Here is a 21657-nt window from a genome sequence, read left to right as displayed (position 1 = left end):
TTTGCTATTGAGTATAACTTAAAGCCCATAACAATGAATAAAACCAATTGAATAAGGGGAGTGATATGTATGCACAAGTAGAGAAACCAAAAGAGCATCAAAGTAAGGCAGCAGCTAGTTCTGTTGCTCAAAAGAAAAGCAATGTAAAGCAAGGCTTTGGGATTGTGGATAATCGGCCTGAAACTGTCGCTCAAAGAAGATTGAAAAAAATGGCGTACAAACCTCCAAGGACCAAGCTGTCTGGAGCAATTCAGAGCAACAGTTATAGCAAAGACCAAAAAGCTACTGAGACTGCTCAATGTGTATTGGTTGCGCAATTAGCAACACGGCAATCTTCTCCAGTACAGTTTCAAGGAGGCATGGAGAATTTAAGAGATCTCATTTTACAATGGAACTACCTTCCAGGGATCCAGGTTGTAGTCCAACCAACTGATTTTGTGGGAGGTACTTATACAGTTCGGTTCACAAGAGATAATGGCGTAATTAGTCTACAGCAGGCTAACGAATGGGTTCAAAATGCCTTAAATCATGCTCCGCAAAATGAATCAAGCTCTGATGAATCAAGCTCAGGCGATGCATTTATTGAGCATGATTGTGCAATTGTATTAGGAGATGGGACTATGACAAGTGGAAGAGTTGTAAGTGCAATGGGTGATGGTCTATTTTGGGTTAGAATCCAAGATACAAATACTCAAATACCAGCAAGAAGAAATGTTGGTGGGTGGTATGAATTCGCGGCTGAATAATATTGAGATATAACAGTGAACTAAAAGTATGGAGTGGACATTATTTCTTTTTGACGGCATAGACTCGTAAGATGAGGAGCAGGAAGTAATATCAGAAGGTCTTATTTTATTTAACATTAAAATAAGAGTGAGATATAATATTTGCATCTATAAAAATGTCGTCATCTGTATTGTGCGTAACAAGCTAGCGAATCATGATTTAAATCCAATTAAACAGGATTAATAGATGTATCAGCAAGTGGAAAAAACTAAGGGAGATGAAAGGAAGGTAATAAATAATTTCGTTATTAATGATTTGTCTGTTAATACTTTCGATATTAATACTTTCCCTATTAAAAATAGCCAACAGAAAAAGTGGTTAGACTTAAGTAATACCGTTCGAGCATGTAACAAGTTTCAGCATATTTTCGTCAATAAAAAAAGTGTCATACAAAAAATAAATAAGGTGCGTGAGGAAACCACTGAATATCATCGACTGGCAAGTCTCGGTAATGAAGAATCAGACACAACAATTGATGGTAATCGCCAAGCCATCCAACATTATGAACGTGCTATTGAATTAAGGCGTGCTGTCGCCAATAACTATGGCCATATGGGACAAAAGCATGCGCTAGCCATCAATGAGTTACAGGAGAAAATCAGAACTCGGATAATGAAGATATCCAGCATACTCAGCAACTAAATAGCCATTATTTTACAGCTAATGGGCTATTTAGTTGAGAGTCTTGTTTATTTGGCTTGGCAGCTAACTATTTTATTTCCATTGAAGATAACCTGAAAGTTCAACACCTTGATTTTTAAAGTATATCTTGGCAGCTTCATAATAGGATGCATGCACAATGCTGGGGACAATCGCCGCCTTGGTACTCGCATAGTCGCGCCAAGTGATACTCGAGCCACTGGTTAGCGCGTAGTCATTCTGTGACTCATCACCTTTGGAGTAAAGCTGAGGTGATAAAATATCGATATGTGGATTAATGAAAAATGACTTCATTAACTGATCTTTATCAGCAACATCGTAAGGCGCTGAATGGCTTATGGTCACTAACACTTTAAAGCCGCAGGCTTTCGCTGCTTCAAATGAGTTGGCAAATTGAGCTCCCAGATTTGCATCTGCAACTTCAACATCATAAGCGATACCATCATAGCCTTTAATCTGACCCTGAGTTATTGCGGTTGTTATTTCATTTAATGCTTGTTCGGTAAATTTTCCACTTTCACTTCCACCACCAAAGCTAAGGTATTTCTCCCCGTTAAGATGACTTTGTACGTCTGCTTGCTTGCCCCACTCAATGACTTTTTGTGGCCCCCAACCATAAAGGGCAACGCTGAGGGTGGCATTTTTAGGGCATGAAGCGCTATATGGGTACCAGTACCCCATAAACTCAGCTGCTGGAGTGAGCAGTGCGGGGTTATCATCAGGGATTAATCCATCAGTGGATAATGGGATATCAAGTGCTTGGCCGATTTGAAGCTGGTTTGCTTGAATAGATGGGTTTGCATCTGCTAATTGAGATACGGTTAAGGGTGTGGATTGGTTAATCTTATTTACAATGGATGTATAGGTATCACCGCTAGCGACGATATAAGTCAGTTTATTACTCATTGTTTTTCCTCTGTGTTGTGGTTTCCAATACAGTGTGAGGGTTTATATACATTTTGCCTTGGTAATACTTAGCCTTTTGTTGGTTAACACTCTGGATCTCGAGTGAATGTAGACGGCTAGCCCAAAAAATACTAAAGCTTACCTATCAAGGCGTAATTTTTACCAAGCCTCATCCTCAACTTGTACGCATACTGGCGCTAGTATTAGCGCGGCAATAGAGAAACAGAGATGATCAATGATAACGTCATAGCTTATAGAAAAGAGCGCCAGGATAGTGCAGCGCCACAGAGATGTTCACCCGCTAGCCAAAGCAATGCCGCTCTTTTAGGCGCCTACGCAACCTGGTGTGAAGCTGTTATTCAAACTCGTTTGCAGTTGCATTTTGATCAAGCGTGCCCCTTTACTGATGTATATGAGGTGCGACCTCCTGCGATAAGCGCTGAAGATGGCACGCTTGCGGCATTTGTTCAGCAGCATGAACTCGACTTCTCATGCCAATTGTTACTTACCCTTGCCTTGATGCCTATTGTTAAACCTCAGGTACTCGATGTCTTACTGATGAGAAACGACAACATAGAACGGCCCTATACCGAGTTTGGCGGGGGCGAGCATCAAGGCGGGGTTGTGGCTAACGGGGAAACGCTGGCCTTTTTGCTAGGGGGAGAGTCGATTGAAATACGTCTTAAGGTGCAGCGTCTATTGTCGGCGATACAATCCGGTGACATGCGCCAACTAACCGCTAGTGAAGCGGCCGTTATTCAATTGTTTGACGAGCCGGATGAAATCATAATAAACCCATTGAAGTTATTGCTTTTATTATCCCCTAGGCAGGTGAGTTATTTTACTGTGGGAGGAGAGTACTCCACACCTAAAGGGCGTGGTTTTCCGGCACAGTTAGTGACGCCTAGCTATTCGTTTGACTCATTAGTGTTACCTAACTCAGTCGTGCGCCAACTCGATGATATTTATGCGTGGTCGCAATATGGAGACAGGCTTAGAAATGAATGGCAAATGGCCGAACGTATTCGCCCTGGGTATCGAGCACTATTTCATGGACCTTCGGGTACGGGTAAAACCATGACCGCCAGCGTCTTGGGTCAGCGATTGGGCAAGGAGGTATATAAAGTGGATTTGTCGAGGGTGCACTCTAAATACATAGGTGAAACCGAGAAAAATCTTGAGCGAGTGTTTACATTGGCAGAGCACAATCAATGGGTGCTATTTTTTGATGAAGCCGATGCGGTATTTGGTAAACGTACTCAAGCCAGCAATGCCAATGATCAGTTTGCCAATCAAAATGTGTCCTATTTATTGCAGCGAATTGAGCGCTTCGACGGGTTAGTGATCTTGGCCTCTAACTATAAAGACAACCTTGACGATGCCTTCTTTCGTCGCTTTGAATCTGTGATTAACTTTCCCAAACCCGAGGCAGAGCAAAGGTTGGCTATCTGGCAAAAAGGCTTGTTGCCAGAGACGCAGCTCGCGGCAGATGTTGATTTACAAGATATCGCACTAAGATGCAGCTTATCAGGGGCGTCTATCATGAATGTGATCCGCTATGTGTTGCTAAAAGCCATTGCAGAAAATCGCCCGCTTATTAATCATAGCGATCTTCAAGAGGGAATTAATAGAGAGCAAGGAGGTAAAACTCAGCCTCGTTGGTGATCTTACTGTTAGCTTATTTGTTGCTCAATATTAAGTAACCTCAGCTCGGGATAATAAACACTGAAAAAAACGGCTCAGTTATCACAATCATATTGTAGATTGATTCATGCGTTAATCTAAAAACCATAGCCCATACTCAGTTATACCAATCGCACCGTCATAAATACAAACGGATAGCGAGAAACAACCAAGTTGGTAAAACCTCTGTTGCTTATAGTTAATTGCGTAAGTGCAAGACGTAATCGATGTAAAGCAGCCTGTAATCGCTACAGGTAATTAACATGACAGAGACGAGGTGGAAAAATGGGAAATTTAGCAACGGACGCAGTAGCAAGATTAACGTTGAAAACTAGCAATGCATTAGCGAATTCACAAGGTTTCATTGCTAATCAGGTAGTGACGCAAGGATATATTCAAGCAAACAGCAGCAAGGATCAGCATTATGATTTTTGTCTGCGAGAAATAGATATGAGTAGTGCCGGAAAGATCTCTGATTTTAGCACTGCAGAGTTATTATCCATAATAGACAGCAGTGGTTGCGATCTAGCTTTGATGCCATTGATTAAGTTTAACAGTAGCTCGAGCGATAAAAGCAAGATGGCAATCAGTATTGTTAAAAAATTGCAATGTTTTTTACTGCCAATAGATATCACCATTTGGTTTGACGATAAAGATTTTAAAACAGCAATTCCTTTGTTGGATGACAGAAATCAGCTGGTTGATGCGCTTGTTTCTGCAGGGTATTCGGTAGGCTATTACGGTGGTGAAGCTTGTGAGTGCTCACCTTCAAATAGCGCAATACAGAACGGGTCTATCATGTTGAATGTCGTCTCCTGCGGTAGCTCTTCAGTACCTAGCAAAACATTTCCCACGGTTAAAATTGGAGATAATAGTAATGCTTGTAAGATGCGCTGGGTAAGCCCTCAGTAACAATATTGGTGGTTAATGAGCAGGCCGTACGTTGATCCTGTAGCCTATGGCCTGTTCCTTTTATCCACATATTGTCGATTACCTTTTTATATTCAATCGTTCGTTATTCCTGCCTATTCCTCCGCTGGTTTTATCAACTCAAAGCGCAGATTAACCAAGTCCATATTTTCAACAATAGCTAGAGTAGTGTCATGACGGATAAGTCATAAATACGATGTTTTTGTTGATTAATCAAACCCGAATTGCATTGGGTCTAGTCGCTATTTAGGGGAACAATATATGGCGGAGCATAAGGATGTAGGTGAAGTACCGACAAACAATACAGAGTCAGTGTTCATGCCTCAAATTGAGTTAGCAGATGGGCTGATGAATGGATCACAGGCTGATCAAGCATTACCACAATCAGCGGCCTCAAATAACTTGTCATCGGGGCCAGAGCCGGTTACTCAGCTTAAACAGAATCATCTTACTGAAAACTATGTATACGCTGTGGGTGTGCTAAAGCCAGTATTCCCAAATAAAGGCCTGCAGCAAGCCTTTTATAGTGCGGCGCGAACGCTAAAAGTCAGTGAACATGATTATTATTCGGTGTTGAATTACATTGACCCATGCAATGGTTTTCGCCCCTATTTGTACATTGCGGAACAAATTGAATGGGTGTTAACGATACATGATATAGACAGTTACCTATTACTGCCTAGGGCTAAAGCAGAGCTGTTGTGTTTTATCGATGCGTTAAAGCCTGCTGAGAATAGTTTACTTGCCGTGCAATCTACCGCGATTGGTGTCCTTGTTAATGGCGCTACATCGCAGCCGTTAAGTTTGCCGAAGGTGATTTGTAATCATCTTTTCAGTCAAACACTCGACAATTTACATGAGGCGTTAAAAAGTGAAACTGGGGTAACAACCTCAGTGATCCAAGATGTATTAAAAGGCTTAGAGTATCAGCCCAATAATGGTCGAGGGAACTTTAGCCGCGCCAAAAATTATTTAGCCTACCGATACCCTGAAATCTATTTAACCACTCATGCGTTAAAGAATGTTTCGAAGGCTAATGAGGTTGGTTTTTTTCTCAATGATGTGAAAACCAGTTATTCAGATCTCGCCTCCCCTCATGTCATTGTTGACCTTGTATTCACTTATAAGAGTAAAAGTTCCAAGCGGGAAAAACACTACCATTGCAGTGTAGACGTCACTCATCAGTTTCCTTTTGTGAATGCACCATTACAAGTTTATATGCCGCTAACACTGATGGCAGGATGATTGAACGATTGATTATAGGTAACTTTTGATAGGAAATGACAATGAATAAAACGATGGCAAGTGCAATAAACCCGTTCACGCACATCTATGCAATCGGCTTTCTGAGGCCGTATCTTGCGACGCGAGATCTTCAAAAAGAATTTGAAGCGGCAGCAAAAGAGTTGCAGTTACCCAAAGATGACTTTTATGGCGTATTTAGCCATTCATCGACCCAAAATCCTCTCGATGTATTAACTTTTCGGCCGTATCTTTACATTGCAGAAAAAGTGAGCTGGGTGTTCAGCATCAATAATGTTGATACTTATATCTTACTCCCCAAATATAAGAATGAGCTAGATGCCTTAATTGATGCGCTTAAGCAATCCCCGCCTTATCAAAAGGTGGCCATTATTGGTGCTTTAGGAGCAAGTCTTGTTGAAGGTGAGGCAAATGATCTTAATTTGCCTACGGTTGTGTGTAATAACATCGTTAGTTTGCCCAAAGAAGAAATAATCCCCTTTACGTTAAAGGCCAATGATGGTTTATCAGCCGAACACAGAGCAGTGAATTTTGTGGTGGTTAACTTTAATGCGCTTGCCTTAAATCAATTGGATTTTAAAGGCGTATTAACGGACATCAATTATAAACCCTATTCAAAAGAAGGGGAAAGGATACTAATTGAAATTATTCTGACTTACGAAAATCATGAACTTGAAGTGTTTTATTCATGTGGTATCGATGTCACAGATGAATACCCTTTTATTGACTTCCCATTGAGAAACTTTTTGCCCCAAACAGCCTAGCGAGGTAAGACCATGATGACGGATTTAAATCAACAGAATAATCAACAACAGGTGCCAGCGATAGCACAGAGGGCACTGTCTACGTTAAGCGAGCCAGAACGCTTGGTAGAAAATGGCCACTATGCTGAAACTCACGAATACATTTATGTGGTGGGGCATATTAGTGGGTATTTTCCTAATCTAAGCATTGAAAAAGAGTTCTATCAGGCTTGCTTGTTGACAGGTGTTGATGTGTCGAGCTTAAAAGACGTTGATGATGACGTTGCCCTTACACGTTTAAATCAGGATACATCCCTTCATTCGCTTTTGTATCAGGGGCTTAGTCATAAGGACAATGAGTATGTTGCCAGAGAAATGGACTGGTTGTTCCTCAATGTCGATAACAATGATATCTACACTATGATCACGGATTCAGATGACAGCTTAATGCAGTTTATCGCCGCACTAGGGTTAAAGGATCAACAAGTGATCATGCAAGGGCAGATGATGCCAGATGGACGGGTACTCGTGAGTAATCTTATTCCTGTGAAGTCTACCCCAGTCAATAAAAGTCACATTGATCTCAATGCAAACCAACAATTGAAAGAGTTAATTGAAGAAATCCGCTCACTTAATGCCAATGACGGCGCGAGAAATGCTGATCGTGCCTTAAATTATGTTTTATATAACAATAAACGGGTGTTCGAAGAATCTTATAGCCTTTGTTATAAAGCGAACCCAGCAGGGCCTAACCCTAATGGTTACCAATTGGTTAATGTTGAAGTCATGACCTCATGGAGTGGGGAGCGGCTAGTGTCCAAAGTGATATTTAATTATCAAGGGATCAACACCAGTGCAAAACAGAGCTGGTATACCACAGTGGATGTGACAGGAGAGTATCCATTTATGCTGGTAGAGTGGAAACGTTTTTTACCACAGTTCTAAGCAGTAACGCTTTGTTTTCTTATAAAATCCAAAAAATAATTACCGCTTTACTTCAAGGGTTTAGAAAGTATGATGTTTGGTTAATCAATCACTTGAATACTGGGCTTTATCTGGATGGCCGTGTAGTAAGTTGTTAATTAAAAGGATAGAGAAATATGGCATTCCCAACAGCAGTAAACAGTCAAATTACTGATTCAGTATCTTAGGTCAATACTAAGGTACTCGGTGATACGCCAGCAGTGGCTACGGGTAACTTTATGCTCGCGACCACCCAGGCACTATCGAATGCCGCTCATAACGCAACAGCAGGCCAGCAAAACAATGGTATTACTGCACAGGCGGCGCTTGTACAGGGGGTCAATATTATGTTTGCCATGGATGTTGCATCTGGCACATCGGTGCTGCAGGAATTTATTGATAAATAAATTACTCTGGCGATATTGATTGAAGAAATGTGTCAATATCGCCAATTTCTTAAACGCGATAGAATGATGTTTAACTATGCCTAGCATCGTTAACTCCTTAGGTGTTCCATGCATGCTGAAATAGATACAACGAAAAAGTTAATCGAGGCTATCAATAAAGGAGAGCCTTTTTCAGAACAAACTGTGTTTGAATGTATGAGGCAGCTGAAAAGGTCAGTTGGTTTCGAAGAAACACCAGAAAACACTAAAATGTGGGCTACATATTACTGGTCTAAATACCAGTTAATTGGAATAGAAAAACTAATATGCATTTCCCAAGATGATGATTTACTAAGGAATACACTTTATCGCTATTTTGGTAAGTAAAAACCATACAAGAATTTCAAAAATTTAATGAGCCATCCACGATTAAACTTTAACGATCACTTTTAAATCAGCAGGTTACTCACTCTGATGCTAAAGAGGTGAACCATGCCGCTACACGGCGAGAGTTGCGAGACGACCGTCCATCCCATGGCCGCTCCTCTGGCATCGGACCCACATTGACGTGGGAAATGTCAGTATGATGTCTGGAATATCATTGACCATGCCATCGCGGCATTTGTGAGTCCCTTCACATCAGACGGGATGTTCGACTTTTGTTTAAATCAAGAGTCATGGATGACTCTGGTTTAAATCAAAAGCGCAGCGTGTCGGTGACTTCTTGTGAAGTAAAAAAGGGCATGGCAAGCCTGTATGGCGGGATTTAAGTAGCTAAGGATATATAGAAACTAATAAATTTAGTCTCAACATCCTCAACTAGGTGTGCTAATTAACCGCCTTAAGTTAAATTCAATCAGTTAACTTAAGACGGTTCACTTCAGGCGGTTAATGTAAGGTGGCAGCGGCATCACTTAGTTATGCCGAGGCTGATATTTACTCCTGCGCCTCAAATACCACTTCTCCTTCCAGTAATGTCATTAACAGTTGAGTGTTTGCGATTTCCGCTGGAGTCATTTTGGTGATGTCGCCCTCGAGAATCGCAAGGTCGGCAAACTTACCTAAAGTAATAGAGCCGGTGACTTTTTCTAACCCTAAGGCTTTGGCGGCATTGATGGTATAAGCGTCGATGGCACTATTGATATCAAGCGGCCCTGGCATCTTGATGGCGCTGGATATCCCAACTAATGGATTGATATCATTTACATTCCAATCACTGCTTAGGGTGGTGTTAGCGCCAGTTTGCCAAATGGCCTGTACGGGTAACAAGGCTTTGGCGCGCTGCTTGCCTAGGTAAGGGATGGCCCAATCGTGATCTCCTGTGGCTATGTCATGATTGCCTACCTGAAAATCGGCATCGACCTTAAGCGCTGCAAAACGCGGGATATCAGTGTCTGCCACCATCTCAAGATGAGTCATGCCGTAGGGGCGAGTGACGCCTTGCTTTCGCATCACTTCAATGGCATCCAAACCATTACGCACCCCAGCATCACCTATGGCGTGAATATGAGCGCCAAAGCCTAGATTATTCAGTTTCACCAGCCACGTGCTTAGCTCGCCAGCAGGAATGTAATCCACTCCCAAAGGGCTATCAGTCAATGGGCTGTAAACATAGGGGCTTAATACTCTGGCGGTGCCGTTATTGATGATGCCGTCAGTATAGATTTTCACTTGATTGACCAGTAATAACTCATTGGTATCATCAGTTTGAATACGTTTGAAAAAGGCTAACTGCTTTTGCGCATCTTGGCCTGGATACACCCAAGGACGCAGGCTGACTCTGGCGGTGAGGGCATTATCTTTTGCCACTTGCTGCCAAGTTTCATACCAGCCGCGCTGCCAATAGAGGCGGCCATCACCTATGGCTGTGATGCCGTGTTTGGCCGCTTCATCTAAGCCATTAATTAGGCTCTGATAGTTGGCCTTGGCTCTATTGGGCTGGGCGTTCCAGGCAAGCTCCATGAGTTCATCGCCTGCGGTATCGAGTAATACCCCTAAAAGCTTGCCAGTGTGTGGCTCTTTAAGGTACTTGCCCCCTTGAGGCGCAGTGCTTTTAGCCGTTATTCCGGCTCTTGCCAAGGCGATGGAGTTAACCCACATGGAATGAGAGGTTTGCTCCATGATGGCTACGGGCCTGTCCGGATAGAGACTATCTAATATTTCAAGCGGTGTTTGTTCACCATTACCAAGTGATTGATAATCTAATAAAACGTCTAATTCATGGCCGTAACCTAATAGCCACTCGCTGTCAGTGTCTTGATTGCCACAGGCTTTTAGCTCAGTGATATATCCAGCAAGTGAATTGACTTTATCCAGTAAGCAATCGCTGCCTATGTCGCCAGCCGCCTCGAACACATGGTTATGATTGTCGATAAAACCTGGCATCACATAAGCGCCTTCAAGGTCAATAACTCGGGTCTGAGTACCGACATAATCCATAGTGGTGCTATTACTGCCAATATGGACAATTTTACCGTCACTAATGGCCAAGCTACTGGCCTGTGGGTAACCATAAATCTGTCCATTAGTGAGTAAGGTGTCGGCTACTTCTTCTGTGGCGCAGGCCGTTAATGAGCCTAAGCCTAAGCTGGTGAACAATGCTGTGGCGGCCAATTGGGTGGCGTTGAAGGGATATTTTTTCATCGGCTAAACTCCTTGGGAAATTCAGGCCATTATCGATAATATTAGGAATAGAAAAAGTTAGTGGCTATCACAAAATTGTAATAGTAGATGCCATCATGACTTATTTTTATCTCTATCAGTGTTCACTATTATGCTGCTCTCCCATAAAGAGATAGCAAGAACTCAGGCGTAAATACGGCTAAAGTTTAGCCATTATACTTAGTTTGGACACTGAATTAACATTAAAAAAACTCGTTATCCTATCAGCTTTGCCATGGCCTAAGGGCTAGGTTTCAGGCTGGGCTTAAGGTAGAATAGCCGCCGATAAATTCTATTTTTAATTGAAGAAAGTTGAGTATTCATGTTTGAAGTCAATCCGGTAAAATTTAAAGCTAAGGACCTTGCCGAGCGCACAGTGCTTCTTAGGGGGTATCTTTGACTACGCTAATAAGAAAGAGCGTCTAGAAGAAGTTAGCCTTGAGCTTGAAAGCTCTGCAGTGTGGAACGAACCTGAGCGTGCTCAAGCCCTAGGCAAAGAGCGTTCAGCGTTAGAAGCTGTGGTGAAAACCATCGATGATTTGGACTCGGGCCTTGAAGATATTGAAGGTTTAGTTGAGCTTGCCATAGAAGAAGACGATGAAGACACCTTTAACGAAGCCAGTGCTGAGCTGGACGAATTAGAGCGCCGTTTGGAAGACCTCGAGTTTCGCCGCATGTTTTCAGGCCCCAATGATAGCGCGGATTGCTATCTGGATATTCAATCGGGTTCGGGTGGTACTGAGGCTCAAGATTGGGCCAACATGGTATTGCGCATGTACCTTCGCTGGGGTGAAGCCCACGGTTTTAGCCCAGAGCTCATGGAAGTGACTGATGGTGATGTGGCCGGTATTAAAGGCGCGACCATTAAATTCACTGGTGAATATGCTTTTGGTTGGTTGCGCACCGAAACCGGCGTACACCGCTTAGTGCGTAAATCGCCATTCGATTCTAGCGGCCGCCGCCATACTTCATTCTGCTCTGTGTTTGTCTACCCAGAAATTGATGATGATATCGAAATTGATATCAATCCGTCAGAGCTTCGTATCGACACTTACCGTGCATCTGGCGCGGGTGGTCAGCACGTCAACAAGACTGAATCTGCTATCCGTATTACTCACTTACCCACAAATACTGTGGTGCAGTGTCAGAGTGGTCGCTCGCAGCACAAGAACAAAGATTCAGCAATGAAGCAGCTTAAGGCTAAGCTGTATGAGCTTGAAATGATGAAGCAAAACGTCGACAAACAGGCCGCCGAAGACGCTAAATCAGACATAGGCTGGGGCAGTCAAATTCGCTCTTATGTACTGGATGACGCCCGCATTAAAGACCTACGCACTGGGGTTGAAAACCGCAACACCCAGACTGTGTTAGATGGTGATTTAGATAAGTTTATTGAAGCCAGCTTAAAATCAGGACTTTAATTGGTATCACATTTAATTTTCCTTAAATTGAATAATTTAGGGCAACACGAGAAAATATCATGACTGAACTAGTACAAGACGAGAACAAACTGATTGCCGAGCGCCGTGCCAAGTTAGATCACATACGCACACAATGCCCAGCTAACGCCCACCCTAATACGTGGGAGCGTAGCCATAAAGCGGCTGAGCTACAGGCGCAGTACGGTGAAAACACTAAGGAAGAATTAGAAGCTTTAGGTTATCAAACCAGCATAGCTGGCCGTGTGATGGCAAAACGTGGTCCTTTCTTGGTGATTCAAGATGTGTCTGGCCGTATTCAAGCTTATGCGGGCAAACCAGTGCAGGGCGATCTGAAAGAGCGTTATCAAGGTCTTGATATCGGTGACATTATTGGTGTTAAAGGTCAGCTGCATTTGTCTGGTAAAGGCGATTTGTATGTCAATATGGAAGAATACCAGCTGTTGACTAAAGCGCTGCGCCCATTGCCTGAAAAATTCCACGGTTTAACGGATCAAGAAACCCGTTACCGCCAGCGTTATGTTGACTTGATCGTTAACGAAGAGTCACGCAACGCCTTTATTATGCGCTCTAAAGTGGTTTCAGCTATTCGTAACTTCATGATCAAAAAAGAGTTCATGGAAGTTGAAACCCCAATGATGCACGTTATTCCAGGCGGTGCTTCTGCGCGTCCTTTCGTGACACACCACAATGCATTAGACATGGCCATGTACTTGCGTATCGCGCCAGAGCTTTATCTTAAGCGTTTAGTTGTGGGCGGTTTTGAGCGGGTGTTTGAAATCAACCGAAACTTCCGTAACGAAGGCCTATCGCCACGCCATAACCCAGAATTCACTATGATGGAATTCTATATGGCTTACGCGGATTACCAAGATCTTATGGATCTCACCGAAGAGATGCTAAGTTCAATCGCCATCGATTTATTAGGCAGTGCGCAAATGCCTTACGGCGAGCACACGGTTGATTTTGGTGGCCCTTATGCTCGCTTGAGCATGTTAGAAGCGATTCAAAAGTACAATCCAGAGAACGCGACTATTCAAGCCATGACTTACGAGCAAGTGAAAGACGTCGAGTTCATGCGTGATTTAGCATCGAGCCTAGGCATCAAGCTTGAAAAGTTCTGGACCTGTGGTCAGTTATTGGAAGAAATTTTTGGTGAAACTGCTGAACCTAAGCTGATGCAGCCGACCTTCATTACTGGCTACCCAGCGGACATTTCACCGCTTGCACGCCGTAACGATAACAATGATTTTATCACTGACAGATTCGAGTTCTTCATCGGTGGCCGTGAAGTGGCTAACGGTTTCAGCGAGCTTAATGATGCGCAAGATCAAGACAATCGTTTCAAGGCGCAAGTTAATGCTAAAGATGCCGGTGATGATGAAGCCATGTTCTATGATGCTGATTACATCACAGCCCTTGAGCACGGTTTACCGCCAACGGCAGGTCAAGGTATTGGTATCGATCGTTTAGTGATGTTATTTACTAACACTCACACTATCCGCGACGTGATTTTATTCCCAGCGATGCGCCCACAGGCGTAATTGCCAAGATCATAGTGCTAGAAATACATTAGCGCTTAAATTAAAAACCAGCCTTCAGGCTGGTTTTTTTATGCTCGCTCAATGTTAGGCAAGCAGGATAAAAGCCAGCGGAATGGCAAGACCTGTGAGGGTTAGCCAAGTTTTTCTGTGGCGACAAATATTGACGGCTTTAAACATAAATAGTGCTGAAATAGCCAAAAACATCAGTGCAATGGCATAAGCGTCGGCAAACCATACCCAAGCATTGCGAGCCTCATTAAGGTGTAAATAATTCAGCTCTGGCAGCAGGGGGCGCCGGCTTATCATTTCACTGGTGACCATGCCAGAATCCAATGCAACGCTGAGCTGACTGCCGTCTTTTAAAAAGAGTTTATAGTGGTTTTGGCTGGCCCAGTAACCGGTTCTGAGTTTGCCTTCGATAGCAAAGTGAGCCAGTAAATGGGCTTGGATTTCATTCTCACTGGCACTGCCTTTAAGCTCTGGGAGCTGTTTGTGGCTGACAGAGACATGATAATTGGGGTTCCAATCTTCAATGTGGTTTACCGCTATCCCTGAAATGGCGTAAACCAAGGTCATGCCGATGCAGAGATAGCCAATGTCACGGTGTAACAGCCTTAACCATTTACGTCCTTGGTTAGTTAGCATTTAGTGGGTTTCACGAATTTCAACACCGATGGGCTGTAGTTGATACAAGGTGACTGCTTCAATGACGGCGCTGGCATCAAACACTTGTTGGTTTTTTTTCGCCTGATTTTCAAGGTAGCTACGGCTTTGCTCGGGGCTGAGCACAATCTCGGTTAACATCCCTGTGGCATAGGCGTGTTTGCCTCTTGCGCTGATGGGAAATACCATGTCGCCATCACGGACTTTTACCCGTAAACGCTCGCTGCTTTCTTGCGCAGCAATCTCCATCCAACATCCCCGTTTAGTGCACACGGACACCACAGTGCCTTCAATGGTAACCTGTTGTTGCAGATAATCACTTGGGCTTGCCATTAATTCAGTCACAGGGATTAATTTTGTTAAATCAACCGCTTCACCAAACTTTTCAGTAGCTGCTTGAGCTAAGGGAGTCAGTAAACCTGCAAGTAATAACAGAGTGTATGTTTTCATTATCTTTCCTTGAATAAAGGGCAGTATTGACGCTTGAGCAAACAACGTAAATTAAATAAGAATCATTTGCATTTGATGTTTTCATAGTAATAGAATGCCGCTGATTTTTCAAGCAAGCTATTAAAAGGATTTATATTTATGAGAATGCCTCTCTATTCTTCAGCTTACTCAGCTAAGGCAAGTACTAACAAAGTTAACTTCACTAGCCCTAAGTTAATTGGCTCTAAGTTAATTATGCCGGGTTCGGTCAGGGTAAGGTTAGCTAAAGCATTGCGTACAGGTTCACTGCTTGGCTTAGCGTCATTGATCTTCACGCCATTATTGTCTTTCTCAATTGCGGCTGAAGAGCAAGTTAGCAGCCAAGACACTGCCAAAGTACAACTTAAAAGCCCGAATGAACAAGATAAGAATCACAGTACACTTGAAGTTATTCAGGTGATAGGTACAAGGCTGAATTTACGTCAAAAAGCCTTAGAAGTCCCAAGGTCGATGACAGTAGTGACTGACAAATATATTCAAGATACCCAAGCCACCGAGCTTACCGATGTACTGGTGCAGACTCCGAGTATTAGCGTTAGCGATAATGACAGACCTTTGATGGGGAATATTAGTATTCGCGGCTTTGGTAATGAGCGCATTAATCTAGAAGTCGACGGTGTGAGTTATAAACAATTTAGTGACGGCAGCAATGCTAATGGCTATATCAGTCCATTAGATTTGGACCCTAGCATAGTACGGGGTGTTGAAATTACCCGTGGTGCAGATGGTATTGGCAGTGGTAGTGGCGCCATTGGCGGCCAAGTTAAAGTGGTCACTAAAGGCGCTTGGGATTATACCTCTGGGGCGGCGGGTTCAGGCGTATTAGTGCGAACTGGGATGGATGATGCAACTCATATGCGCCGCGGCGGGGTTACGGGTTATGTTGCAACCGATGAGCTGGCTTTAGTGCTGCATGCTAATCGACGCACCTTCGGGGACATTAAGCTTAACCCTAGGGACAGTGAAGGTTCGCTTCGAGGCCAAACTCAGACCCTTAAAAATGATGGTCAAAGCGATGATTTGCGCCTTAAAGTAAATTGGGATAGTGCTCACGGTCAGTTAGATTCAGATACCTTTTACACCGCCAGTGAAGTGGCTGAGTTGCCTTTTGGTAATAATACTCGATGGATAGATCAAGCCTTAACTGAAAGTGAAACCGGTGAACGTTTAAGCCAGTCTTTAGCTTATCATTATGCCAGTGACTCACAGTGGTTGGATTTACGTGCTAAGGCGTATTATCAAGATTATCAAAGAGTACGTGAACAAGATGGCAAAATAGTCTTAGGCAAGAATGAGTATCCGTTTAATAAGCAGGACAGCTTTGAAGATCAAAGTTTTGGTTTATCGTTAAGTAATAGCATTAACCATCAAATGAATGACTGGAAGGGAGAGTTACAGTTATTTGCGAGTGTCGATCGCAGTCAGTTTGAAGATACAGTAACGGATCGACTCACCAACACCCAAGCGACTTATTATGGGCACAGTCAGGGAGATATGTTCGCCTTAGGTGTTAGGCATGAATCGGATTACTCGAGCTGGTTGAGTACCGAGGCTGGCATTAGGCTCGACTCGTTTAGCAATCAATCGGATAATTTTACTGAATACGGTGAAAATAGCGATGAGCAGTGGTCTTCCAATCTAGGCGTTACTATTAGACCAACTGAATGGTTGAGATTTTATGGTCGATATAATGAGAGCTTTCGCGGCGCCAATTTAAGAGAGCTATATAAGAAAGATGAATGGGTGTGTCATCGTCCTAGCAAGCATTGCTACAGCGAGCCACAACCAGGACTAAAGCCAGAGAGCAGCAGCAACTACGAGTTTGGTTTTGGTTTAGTATTCAAGGATATCGCCTTTAGTGATCAATTGTTATTCAAATTGAATTGGTTCGATACTCAAGTTGATAATTACATAGATACAGCACCTTACATGTACAAGCTGGTGGATGGTCAAAAAGTGGCTGCATCGCCAAAAGAGGCCACTCACAGAGACTACTCCAGTAAAAATATCGGTAAATTGTATTCCAAAGGGATAGAGGCTGAGCTGACGTATCAATATCAAGACTTAGATATATTTGCTAATTACAGTCGAGTGAGAATGGATGTAGAAGGCATGCCTAATTTCTATTTAGGCACGATAGAGCAAGTTCGCCAGCCGTACACGCGAGCGCCTCAAGATAGGATTAACCTTGGCCTAAGTTGGCAATTAGTCAGTGAACTGAGGCTGTCTTGGGTATCAAGTTTTGCCATGGATATGAAGCGTCTGCCTGAATTGTACCTAGAGAACGAGATGGACGCAGAAGGATACCAAGTGCATAGCCTTTATATCACTTATCAAGCTTCATGGTTAAGTGGTTTTGAGCTACGTGCTGGAGTCGAAAACCTGCTGGATGAGGCCTATTCGGTTTGGCCAGATGATGAAGACACTAGCCTTCCTGGTCGCAATGCAAAGCTTGCCTTGAGCTATCACTTTTAATGTTTAAATACTTGGTTGAGCAGCGTTGAAGAAAGCTAAAGCAGCAAGTATAAGGGACAAGGCAATTGCCGTGTCCCTTATTTTTCTAGGTCATGGCGGCGGATACGACAATGCCGATAAAGAGTAAAATCGTGGATTGGAAGATGGCGGCGGCGATATTGCCGGCTTTTATTTCTTCAATAAAATTGATCTTCCTAAAGATATACCTGTCTATGATAAGCAGAGCCACAACACTGACAAATAGGCTAATAACAGCGTAACCTAAGTTTATTAGCATGAATATTATATTTTGTTCTAGGGAGGTTATTTCCATTGATGTTATTCCTATTTGACGGCAATTTTGGGGGTAATGTTGTCTTCCACAGTAAAAGGCGTGGTGGGTAATTCACCCCAACCTATGGCCCAAGCTGTGATGGGGTCTAAACTGGCATATTTCAGATCGGCGCTGTAGTAATTCATGATATCTGTGACGGCAAAGTCTTTAGCTGTTTGAATATTATAAAGATCGGCGGCGCCAAACAGGTGCAATATCTCATGGGATTGAGTCTGAGTCGTGATATCGATACGTTTTGTTGGGCCAATTATTTTAGTCAACATTACATATTCTATTTGGCAGCCCTGATATTGTTTTCCAGCAGGGCAAGTTCTGGCAAAAGATCGGGCTTCAGCATTGGTATGGAACACCAGTGCCACTTGTGAGTCAGCACGGCCTTGGCTCAGGTTAGTGACGAAATCTTTAATACTGGCAAAACCTAATTGCTGAGCTAGCATGTCGTCAGCATAGCGAGAGAAGTCTTTACTTAATAGCCATTGGCGGCTCAAGCCTTTGGGGCTATGGACATAGAAGTAACGAATATCGAAGTTAAGATCGGTTATTTGGTAATTCGATGCCTGTTGTTGGTACCAATTGGTGACATGTTCCAAGTTAGTATGATTTTGCATTCTCGCCTTGCCAGACCACTGGCTCCAGCGACCATCATCAAGGTAGATATAGGCAATAGTGACATTATTTTTTAAGCGCTTAGCTATGCCACTGTCACGGGCGTCACGGTAATGGCTATGAAGGTGTCTTTCTTGTTGATGGGCATTTATATGCTTGTCTAAGTCATTAATGCGATTGCGATAATGGCTGCTTAGCTTATGCTTAGGTTTTAATGCTAGGGCTTGATAATAAGTTTCCCTAGCGGAATGAAAATGCAACCAGCTCTCTTCTATACTTGCCTTTTGTTCGAGTAACCATAAGGTCGCGGGCTTACCAATGGGGGCTTTTAGTGCCAGTAGCTGCTTAATTTTCGCCATGGCATTGTCATGGTCGTTATTTTTTAATTGCTGCTTCAGTGAGGTAAATTGCGCCTGGTAGCTGTCAGGTACAACAGGGTGAGCCGTGCCTGTCGGGTCGAAAAATAATAGTAAATAACCTAGTAGCAAACCGGCGCCAGTCAATAATAATTTCTTTCCTTTCAAACTCTTGACCTTATTACTTGTTAAAGAAATCTTAGATTAACATTCATTAGCCAGTAAAATAAATAAACATTTTTATAACGATAGTTTGTAAGCTTTATTGCTAGGGAGTTCATTTTTTATGGTATTTCTCTGCGTTGAATACTTTTGACATAGCACCACTATGCCTTCAAGCCTCTGCCTAGTTAATACCCTTTAAACTCCCGTTGAATCACCAGATAAATAATACTATGGGTATAAATGCTATGATGTGGATCTATTCGTTAGTACTCGTTTTTGTATGGCTGATAATGACAGTTTGTTTTTGATAATGCCGAGGTTTATGTCCATGGATGCCCCTTCTCGTTCACATCTTGCTAGTCCTATACTCGTGGCCAACTACCGTTCCTTGCCCAGTTTTATGTATCGTGACAGTTTGCCAGAGGCGGCTGTTTCGCCGCAGTTATTGGCGCTAAATACTAGGTTGCTTGAGACTCTAGAACAAGATCTTGCTTGGTTTAACAGCTCCGATGCCCTAGAGCAGTTATCAGGGAAAACCTATTACGGCAGCAATTTGCCGTTTGCGTTAGCGTATTCTGGGCATCAGTTTGGTGGCTGGTCTCCCGTGCTGGGTGATGGCCGGGCTCATGTATTGGGTCAGCTTAAAACTGCTGCAGACGAACTCATTGATGTACAACTCAAAGGCTCTGGCGCTACGCCTTTTTCTCGCGGAGGCGATGGCCGGGCGACCCTAGGCGCGGTTATCCGTGAATATTTACTCAGTGAAGCCATGGCAGGGCTTAATATTTCAACGACGGGCTCACTGGCTGTTATCGCAACGGGTGAAGATGTATGGCGTAATGGCGCCTATCCTGGGGCTATTCTAGTGCGCACCGCTAAGAGTCACCTGAGAGTGGGCAGTTTTCAATATGCAGCCGTGCACCAAGGGCCTGAGGCGGTAAAAACCTTAGCCGATTTTGCGTTAGCTCAGTATTACCCGGAACTCAGTCATGATGAAAATCCATACCAAGCCTTACTAGCGCAAGTCATTAAGGGTCAAGCTGAGCTGGTAGCCCAGTGGATGTTGGTGGGCTTTATACATGGGGTGATGAATACCGATAACAGCTCTATCACAGGGGAAACCATAGATTATGGGCCTTGTGCCTTTATGGATGAGTTTAACCCTAATAAAGTGTTTAGCTCTATTGATAGCCAAGGTCGTTATGCTTGGGGCAATCAAGGGGCGATAGCCCAGTGGAACATGGCCCGCTTAGGGGAAACCTTGCTACCGTTACTGGATAGTGATGAAGCTAAAGCCCTCGAAATCGCCCAAGCTCAGCTGGGTGATTTTAACCGTCTGTTTGCCGAACATTTCTATCAAGGAATGGCGAGAAAACTTAGCCTGGACGCATCAGATCCCGAGCTTATCCCTTTTGTTGATAGCACGTTACAACTGATGACAAATACTCGCGTCGATTTTTGCCAATTCTTCAATGCCTTAACTGAATATCACAGTACTCATAGGGAACAAGATGCGGGTCTAGTCGCTTTGTTTTCCACTGAAGCATTCCCATCTTTGTCATCGACACCAGCGCAATTATTGCAAGACTGGTTATCGCAGTGGCAAGCCAAGGCATGTGACAGTCAAGCCGCATTGGCTGCCATGATAAAAGCAAATCCTAAATTCATTGCCCGCAATCATAAGGTGGAAGCCGCCATATCGGCAGCGGAGCAAAATAATGATTATTCACTATTTTTAGATATGGCTAGGGTATTGGCTAATCCTTATGTGCTTGCAGAGCAAGATAAGCATTACCAGGATGCGCCAACTCCAGACCAAAGGGTAAAGCAAACTTTTTGTGGTACTTAGTGAGTACTTGAAGGCGTAATAAGCTTAAACGAGTAAGACAAAACCAGCCCTAAAGCTGTTTTTTTTATGGAAGCTTTAATATCAAACAGTTATGCTATTTTATTTAAAGTTATTTAACCTGAAAATCGATTAGGAAACATAAGTAATGTGGATGAAGACTTGTACCCTGAGCGGCGATCTGGTGGTGTTAGAGCCACTTTCTCTGGATCATGTGCCCGCTTTGAGTGAAGCTGTTATGGATGGTGAAGGCTGGACGCTCTGGTTTGCCAATGTGCCAAGCCCTGGCAAAATGTTTGAATATGTGAAAAGTGCCATAGAAGCGGCAAAGGAAGGCAATCTCGCCTTTGCGGTGCGGGTAAAACAGACGGGGCAAATCATAGGTACCACGCGGCTCTACAATGTTGACTCTGCTAATCGTCGCTTAATGCTAGGTTATACTTGGTATGCAGCATCCGCGCGGCGAACTGGCATTAATACTGAGTGTAAGTTGTTATTACTACAGCATGTTTTTGAAAATCAGCACGCCATAGCGGTGGAATTTAGAACCCACTTCTTTAATAGGGCGTCGCGCACTGCCATAGAGAGGCTCGGGGCCAAGCAGGACGGTATCCTAAGGCAGCACCAGATCATGCCTGACGGTTCATATCGGGATACTGTGGTGTACTCCATTATCGCGAGCGAGTGGCCAGCGGTGAAATGTCATTTACTCAGCAAACGGGCTAGTTAAGCGTCAGTCTCGAAGATCGCAGCTTATGC

The 21657-nt window shown here is 43.5% G+C and carries 19 protein-coding genes and 1 pseudogene; 14 read left to right on the top strand and 6 right to left on the bottom strand.

The window, feature by feature from the left end; genetic code table 11:
• Window positions 1-65: 65 nt before the first annotated feature.
• Window positions 66-746: a hypothetical protein gene (locus SDEN_RS16315; RefSeq protein WP_041405859.1), complete on the top strand. Its 681-nt coding sequence runs from the start codon at window positions 66-68 to the stop codon at window positions 744-746.
• Window positions 747-972: 226 nt separating this feature from the next.
• On the top strand, window positions 973-1428 hold the full coding sequence (locus SDEN_RS16310; protein ID WP_011497559.1) for a hypothetical protein: 456 nt from the start codon (window positions 973-975) through the stop codon (window positions 1426-1428).
• 72 nt (window positions 1429-1500) lie between these two features.
• Here the strand turns inward: SDEN_RS16310 and SDEN_RS16305 are convergent, their stop codons facing one another.
• Window positions 1501-2352 carry a LysM peptidoglycan-binding domain-containing protein gene (locus SDEN_RS16305; protein WP_011497558.1) on the bottom strand — a complete coding sequence of 284 codons (852 nt, stop codon included), beginning with the start codon at window positions 2350-2352 and terminating at the stop codon, window positions 1501-1503.
• Window positions 2353-2580: 228 nt separating this feature from the next.
• Between SDEN_RS16305 and SDEN_RS16300 the strand changes: the two genes are divergently transcribed.
• The 7 genes and pseudogenes from SDEN_RS16300 to SDEN_RS16270 all read left to right on the top strand — a co-directional run bounded on the left by SDEN_RS16300 (window position 2581) and on the right by SDEN_RS16270 (window position 8707).
• Window positions 2581-4017: an ATP-binding protein gene (locus tag SDEN_RS16300; protein ID WP_011497557.1), complete on the top strand. Its 1437-nt coding sequence runs from the start codon at window positions 2581-2583 to the stop codon at window positions 4015-4017.
• Window positions 4018-4320: 303 nt separating this feature from the next.
• On the top strand, window positions 4321-4947 hold the full coding sequence (locus SDEN_RS16295) for a hypothetical protein (protein WP_011497556.1): 627 nt from the start codon (window positions 4321-4323) through the stop codon (window positions 4945-4947).
• Between the two features lie 279 nt (window positions 4948-5226).
• Window positions 5227-6210, top strand: coding sequence for a hypothetical protein (locus SDEN_RS16290; RefSeq protein WP_011497555.1), 984 nt, complete (start codon window positions 5227-5229; stop codon window positions 6208-6210).
• A 35-nt stretch (window positions 6211-6245) separates the two neighbouring features.
• On the top strand, window positions 6246-6992 hold the full coding sequence (locus SDEN_RS16285; protein WP_157599878.1) for a hypothetical protein: 747 nt from the start codon (window positions 6246-6248) through the stop codon (window positions 6990-6992).
• A gap of 12 nt (window positions 6993-7004) precedes the next feature.
• Window positions 7005-7916 carry a hypothetical protein gene (locus SDEN_RS16280; RefSeq protein WP_011497553.1) on the top strand — a complete coding sequence of 304 codons (912 nt, stop codon included), beginning with the start codon at window positions 7005-7007 and terminating at the stop codon, window positions 7914-7916.
• Between the two features lie 155 nt (window positions 7917-8071).
• A pseudogene (locus tag SDEN_RS16275) lies at window positions 8072-8341 on the top strand (RebB family R body protein).
• A 108-nt stretch (window positions 8342-8449) separates the two neighbouring features.
• A complete protein-coding gene (locus SDEN_RS16270; protein WP_011497552.1) occupies window positions 8450-8707 on the top strand; it encodes a hypothetical protein in 258 nt (85 codons plus the stop codon).
• Between the two features lie 549 nt (window positions 8708-9256).
• Here the strand turns inward: SDEN_RS16270 and SDEN_RS16265 are convergent.
• A complete protein-coding gene (locus tag SDEN_RS16265) occupies window positions 9257-10963 on the bottom strand; it encodes an amidohydrolase (protein ID WP_011497551.1) in 1707 nt (568 codons plus the stop codon).
• A 340-nt stretch (window positions 10964-11303) separates the two neighbouring features.
• Here SDEN_RS16265 and prfB point away from each other — a divergent pair.
• Both prfB and lysS read left to right on the top strand, forming a co-directional pair.
• Window positions 11304-12402, top strand: a protein-coding gene (prfB, locus tag SDEN_RS16260) for a peptide chain release factor 2 (RefSeq protein WP_182679436.1) whose coding sequence is annotated in 2 segments (ribosomal slippage) — window positions 11304-11378 and window positions 11380-12402 — 1098 coding nt in all. Because the reading frame shifts where the segments join, the coding sequence is not laid out codon by codon here.
• A 59-nt stretch (window positions 12403-12461) separates the two neighbouring features.
• Entirely contained in the window at window positions 12462-13964 is a 1503-nt protein-coding gene (gene lysS / locus SDEN_RS16255; RefSeq protein WP_011497549.1) for a lysine--tRNA ligase, read from the top strand.
• A gap of 84 nt (window positions 13965-14048) precedes the next feature.
• Here the strand turns inward: lysS and SDEN_RS16250 are convergent, their stop codons facing one another.
• Both SDEN_RS16250 and SDEN_RS16245 read right to left on the bottom strand, forming a co-directional pair.
• A complete protein-coding gene (locus SDEN_RS16250; RefSeq protein ID WP_011497548.1) occupies window positions 14049-14609 on the bottom strand; it encodes a PepSY-associated TM helix domain-containing protein in 561 nt (186 codons plus the stop codon).
• A complete protein-coding gene (locus SDEN_RS16245) occupies window positions 14610-15077 on the bottom strand; it encodes a DUF4920 domain-containing protein (RefSeq protein WP_011497547.1) in 468 nt (155 codons plus the stop codon). It lies immediately after the preceding gene.
• A 138-nt stretch (window positions 15078-15215) separates the two neighbouring features.
• On the opposite strand from SDEN_RS16245, the gene SDEN_RS16240 reads away from it, so the two are divergent.
• Complete coding sequence (locus SDEN_RS16240) at window positions 15216-17591, top strand: TonB-dependent receptor domain-containing protein (RefSeq protein ID WP_011497546.1); 2376 nt, start codon at window positions 15216-15218, stop codon at window positions 17589-17591.
• A gap of 85 nt (window positions 17592-17676) precedes the next feature.
• On the opposite strand, the gene SDEN_RS16235 is transcribed toward SDEN_RS16240, so the two are convergent.
• Window positions 17677-17904, bottom strand: coding sequence for a DUF350 domain-containing protein (locus tag SDEN_RS16235; RefSeq protein WP_041405858.1), 228 nt, complete (start codon window positions 17902-17904; stop codon window positions 17677-17679).
• Between the two features lie 11 nt (window positions 17905-17915).
• Window positions 17916-19055 carry a hypothetical protein gene (locus SDEN_RS16230; protein WP_011497545.1) on the bottom strand — a complete coding sequence of 380 codons (1140 nt, stop codon included), beginning with the start codon at window positions 19053-19055 and terminating at the stop codon, window positions 17916-17918.
• 325 nt (window positions 19056-19380) lie between these two features.
• On the opposite strand from SDEN_RS16230, the gene SDEN_RS16225 reads away from it, so the two are divergent.
• Window positions 19381-20901, top strand: a complete 1521-nt coding sequence (locus SDEN_RS16225; protein WP_011497544.1) for a protein adenylyltransferase SelO — start codon at window positions 19381-19383, stop codon at window positions 20899-20901.
• Window positions 20902-21046: 145 nt separating this feature from the next.
• On the top strand, window positions 21047-21628 hold the full coding sequence (locus SDEN_RS16220) for a GNAT family N-acetyltransferase (RefSeq protein ID WP_011497543.1): 582 nt from the start codon (window positions 21047-21049) through the stop codon (window positions 21626-21628).
• Window positions 21629-21657: the final 29 nt, after the last annotated feature.

It is taken from the genome of Shewanella denitrificans OS217 (assembly GCF_000013765.1).
GTDB lineage: Bacteria > Pseudomonadota > Gammaproteobacteria > Enterobacterales > Shewanellaceae > Shewanella > Shewanella denitrificans.
The sequence above is the reverse complement of the archived record's forward strand: the minus strand, read 5'-3'. Positions and strand labels throughout refer to the sequence as shown.

Bases quoted from the DNA above. Each gene is read 5' to 3' on its own strand.
- SDEN_RS16225 (WP_011497544.1), top strand. From the start codon at position 19,381: ATGGATGCCCCTTCTCGTTCACATCTTGCTAGTCCTATACTCGTGGCC.
- SDEN_RS16300 (WP_011497557.1), top strand. From the start codon at position 2,581: ATGATCAATGATAACGTCATAGCTTATAGAAAAGAGCGCCAGGATAGT.
- SDEN_RS16235 (WP_041405858.1), bottom strand. From the start codon at position 17,904: ATGGAAATAACCTCCCTAGAACAAAATATAATATTCATGCTAATAAAC.
- SDEN_RS16280 (WP_011497553.1), top strand. From the start codon at position 7,005: ATGATGACGGATTTAAATCAACAGAATAATCAACAACAGGTGCCAGCG.
- SDEN_RS16315 (WP_041405859.1), top strand. From the start codon at position 66: ATGTATGCACAAGTAGAGAAACCAAAAGAGCATCAAAGTAAGGCAGCA.
- SDEN_RS16240 (WP_011497546.1), top strand. From the start codon at position 15,216: ATGAGAATGCCTCTCTATTCTTCAGCTTACTCAGCTAAGGCAAGTACT.
- SDEN_RS16245 (WP_011497547.1), bottom strand. From the start codon at position 15,077: ATGAAAACATACACTCTGTTATTACTTGCAGGTTTACTGACTCCCTTA.
- SDEN_RS16220 (WP_011497543.1), top strand. From the start codon at position 21,047: ATGTGGATGAAGACTTGTACCCTGAGCGGCGATCTGGTGGTGTTAGAG.
- SDEN_RS16285 (WP_157599878.1), top strand. From the start codon at position 6,246: ATGACAATGAATAAAACGATGGCAAGTGCAATAAACCCGTTCACGCAC.
- SDEN_RS16305 (WP_011497558.1), bottom strand. From the start codon at position 2,352: ATGAGTAATAAACTGACTTATATCGTCGCTAGCGGTGATACCTATACA.
- lysS (WP_011497549.1), top strand. From the start codon at position 12,462: ATGACTGAACTAGTACAAGACGAGAACAAACTGATTGCCGAGCGCCGT.
- SDEN_RS16270 (WP_011497552.1), top strand. From the start codon at position 8,450: ATGCATGCTGAAATAGATACAACGAAAAAGTTAATCGAGGCTATCAAT.
- SDEN_RS16310 (WP_011497559.1), top strand. From the start codon at position 973: ATGTATCAGCAAGTGGAAAAAACTAAGGGAGATGAAAGGAAGGTAATA.
- SDEN_RS16290 (WP_011497555.1), top strand. From the start codon at position 5,227: ATGGCGGAGCATAAGGATGTAGGTGAAGTACCGACAAACAATACAGAG.
- SDEN_RS16250 (WP_011497548.1), bottom strand. From the start codon at position 14,609: ATGCTAACTAACCAAGGACGTAAATGGTTAAGGCTGTTACACCGTGAC.
- SDEN_RS16265 (WP_011497551.1), bottom strand. From the start codon at position 10,963: ATGAAAAAATATCCCTTCAACGCCACCCAATTGGCCGCCACAGCATTG.
- SDEN_RS16295 (WP_011497556.1), top strand. From the start codon at position 4,321: ATGGGAAATTTAGCAACGGACGCAGTAGCAAGATTAACGTTGAAAACT.